3 protein-coding genes are annotated in these 2,727 nt (G+C 73.8%); 1 reads left to right on the top strand and 2 read right to left on the bottom strand.

Features of this window, described 5'->3' with window-relative positions; all coding sequences use genetic code 11:
• Positions 1 to 51: 51 nt before the first annotated feature.
• Together ACFU7Z_RS38500 and ACFU7Z_RS38495 are read right to left on the bottom strand one after the other, a co-directional pair.
• Complete coding sequence (locus tag ACFU7Z_RS38500) at positions 52 to 1,002, bottom strand: DMT family transporter (RefSeq protein ID WP_380782782.1); 951 nt, start codon at positions 1,000 to 1,002, stop codon at positions 52 to 54.
• Positions 1,003 to 1,174: 172 nt separating this feature from the next.
• Complete coding sequence (locus tag ACFU7Z_RS38495) at positions 1,175 to 1,771, bottom strand: cupin domain-containing protein (protein WP_049649217.1); 597 nt, start codon at positions 1,769 to 1,771, stop codon at positions 1,175 to 1,177.
• 235 nt (positions 1,772 to 2,006) lie between these two features.
• Between ACFU7Z_RS38495 and ACFU7Z_RS38490 the strand changes: the two genes are divergently transcribed.
• Positions 2,007 to 2,714, top strand: coding sequence for a TetR/AcrR family transcriptional regulator (locus ACFU7Z_RS38490; protein ID WP_117490533.1), 708 nt, complete (start codon positions 2,007 to 2,009; stop codon positions 2,712 to 2,714).
• Positions 2,715 to 2,727 lie beyond the last annotated feature (13 nt).

Here is a 2,727-nt window from a genome sequence, read left to right as displayed (position 1 = left end):
GCCTGAGGGAGGCGCGGGTGGGCCGGGTCGAGCGCCCGGCCCTCCCGCCGTTCAGCGGTGGACACGGTTCGCCAGGACGGTGCCGGCCGAGGCGAGGACCAGCCCGGCCAGGGTCAGCACGCCGAGCGGCTGGTCGAGCAGCACCGCGGCGAAGGCGGCGGTGCACATCGGGACCAGGTAGAACAGGCTGCTGACCTGGCTCGTGCCGTGCCGCTGCAGCAGGTGGTAGAGCAGGCCCACGCCGACGATCGAGTTGATCAGCGCCGTCCACAGCAGCACCGGCCAGTACGAGGCGGTGAACTCCACGGACCAGCCCTCGACCAGCAGCGCGGGAACCAGCGCCGCCGCCGCGGCGGCCAGCAGCTGCACCGCGTTGCCGCCCACCGGCTCCATCCGCGCGCAATGGCGCTTCTGGTGGACGGTGCCGTACGAGATGCCGAGCAGGCCCAGCAGCAGGAAGCCGAGGCCCAGCAGGTAGCCGCCGGACAGGTCGATCCGGTCCGCGACGGCCAGCGCGACGCCGCCCATCCCGAGCACCAGGCCCAGGCACTGGCCGCGGGTGACCCGCTCACCGAGCAGCGGCACCGCCAGCAGCGATGTGGTCAGCGGGTAGAGCGCGATGACCAGCGCGGCGAGCCCGGAGGACACCCCGAGCTTCATGCCCATGTAGATGCTGGAGAACTGCACGCCCTGGACGAGCACACCCGCCACCGCCAGGTGCAGCAGCAGGCGCCCGCGGGGCAGGCGCTCCCGGCGGATTCCGGCGATCGCCAGCAGTACCAGCCCGGCGATCGCGAACCGTAAGGTCGCGAAGGTGTACGGCGCGGCGTGCCGCAGGCCGAGCTTGCCGGAGATGAATCCGGAGCTCCAGACCACCACGAGCGCCACACGCAGGGCCGCGCCGGTCCCCCGGCCCCGCCGCTCGCCGGTCCCCACGGGCGGGCCTGCGTCCGGGACGGCTTCGCGCGCGGCGCCCTCGAGCGGCGGGGTCGGCATCGTCATCTCCGAGCTCCTCTGGATCTCCTCGATTGTTCGATATAGAGCACCGTAGAGCAGAATATCGCTCACGTCGAGACGGGCAGGCCCTGCGGCGACATCCCGGGACCGAAACGCCGACTGCCCCACGGACCGCTGTCCGTGGGGCAGTTGGCGAGCAGGCGGCGACGCCCGGAAGTCAGTAGAGGCTGGAGAAGAGGACCCCCACCAGCTGGGCCGGCTCGTCCGTCTCGTTGCGGAAGCTGTGCGGATGGCCGGCCGAGAACTGGATGCTGTCGCCGGCTCCCAGCACGTGGTCCACCCCGTTGTAACGGACCACCAGCTCACCCCGGGTGACGGTGATCAGATCGGACCCCTCGTGCTGGAGCTCCTCGCCGAGACCGCTGTGCGGCGCGAAGTCACCGGTGACCACCTGGTAGCCGAGCTCCGGGGAGCGCACCACCCGGTAGACCACCCCCGGGGCCCGCTGGAGCTCCTCCTGCCCCTCCCGGGGGAACAGCGCGGGGGTCGCCCGCCCCCGGGAGAAGCCCAGGAAGGAACCGACGTCGTGGCCGAACACCCGGGCGAGCCGGCCGAGCCGCTCCAGCGCGATGTCGGTCTCCCCGCGCTCCAGCGAAGCCAGGAAGGAGACCGACAGCCCGCACTCGGCGGCCACCTGCCGCAGCGACATACCGCGCTGGGTGCGCAGCCGCTGCAGCACCTCGCCGGGGCGCGGGAAGCCCAGCTCCGGATCGCGGGGTCCGGGAGCGCCGGTGGAGGGTGCCGAATCAGCCATGATCGCATCCTAGGCGCCGCAGACCTGCCCACCAATGCCCGTGCGCGCCGCTCCCGGCCCTCGTCCGACGCGGCCTCGGAACCCGCCCCCCACGCCCCCCACGCCTCCCGCGCCTCCCCCGCCGTCCGCGGCTTCGGCGCCCGGGCGGCCGCGTGCCGCACCGTCTCCTGCTGAGGCCGGGCTTCCGCTCCCGACCCCTGGTTTGTGTCAGCATCCTTGACATAACCTCGGGCGCATGACCGACCGCGTAGTCCCCGAGCCGCAACGGCGGCGGCGGCGACCCACCAAGCAGGGTGTGGTGCTGTCCGCCGAGCTGATCGTCGACACCGCGATCCGGCTGATCGGCCGGCACGGCGCCGAGGCGCTCACGGTGCGGCGGCTGGGCGCCGCGCTCGGGGCCGATCCGAGCGCGGTCTACCGCTACTTCCACAGCACCGACGACCTGCTGCTCGCCGTCGCCGACGAGCTGATCGGCCGCGCCCAGCACGACTGGCGGCCCACCGGCGACTGGCGCGCCGACCTGCGCGCCATCGGCCTGCGCATCCACGCCAGCTACCTGGCCCACCCGCAGGCCGCCATCCTCGCCGCCCACCGCACCACCGGCCGCGCCCACGAGATCGCCGCCGTCGAGGCGATCCTCGGCGTCCTGCGCACGGCGGGCTTCCCGGACCCGGAGGCCGTCCGGATCTACCACGCCTTCGTCGACCAGAGCCTCGGCTTCGCCGCCCTGGACGCCGCCACCCTCGCCCTGCCGTCCGCCGCCCAGAACGCCGACCTCGAGGTCTGGCAGGCCTCCTACGCCCGGCTCGACGCCGCCGAGCACCCCCACATCGCGGCCACCGCCCACCTGCTCACCGCCGACATGCGCCGCAGCGGCTACCCGTACGCCCTGGACCTGCTGCTGGACGCCGCCGAGGCCCGGCTGCGGGCCGCCGGGGGCTGAACCACCGATCCGG

The sequence above is a fragment of the Kitasatospora sp. NPDC057518 genome (assembly GCF_042802075.1).
Lineage (GTDB): Bacteria > Actinomycetota > Actinomycetes > Streptomycetales > Streptomycetaceae > Kitasatospora.
Note: the sequence above shows the minus strand (reverse complement) of the source record. Positions and strands in the feature narration are given on the sequence as shown.

Excerpts from the sequence above, each read along its gene's own strand:
- ACFU7Z_RS38500 (WP_380782782.1), bottom strand. The coding sequence starts at position 1,002 with ATGACGATGCCGACCCCGCCGCTCGAGGGCGCCGCGCGCGAAGCCGTC.
- ACFU7Z_RS38495 (WP_049649217.1), bottom strand. The coding sequence starts at position 1,771 with ATGGCTGATTCGGCACCCTCCACCGGCGCTCCCGGACCCCGCGATCCG.
- ACFU7Z_RS38490 (WP_117490533.1), top strand. The coding sequence starts at position 2,007 with ATGACCGACCGCGTAGTCCCCGAGCCGCAACGGCGGCGGCGGCGACCC.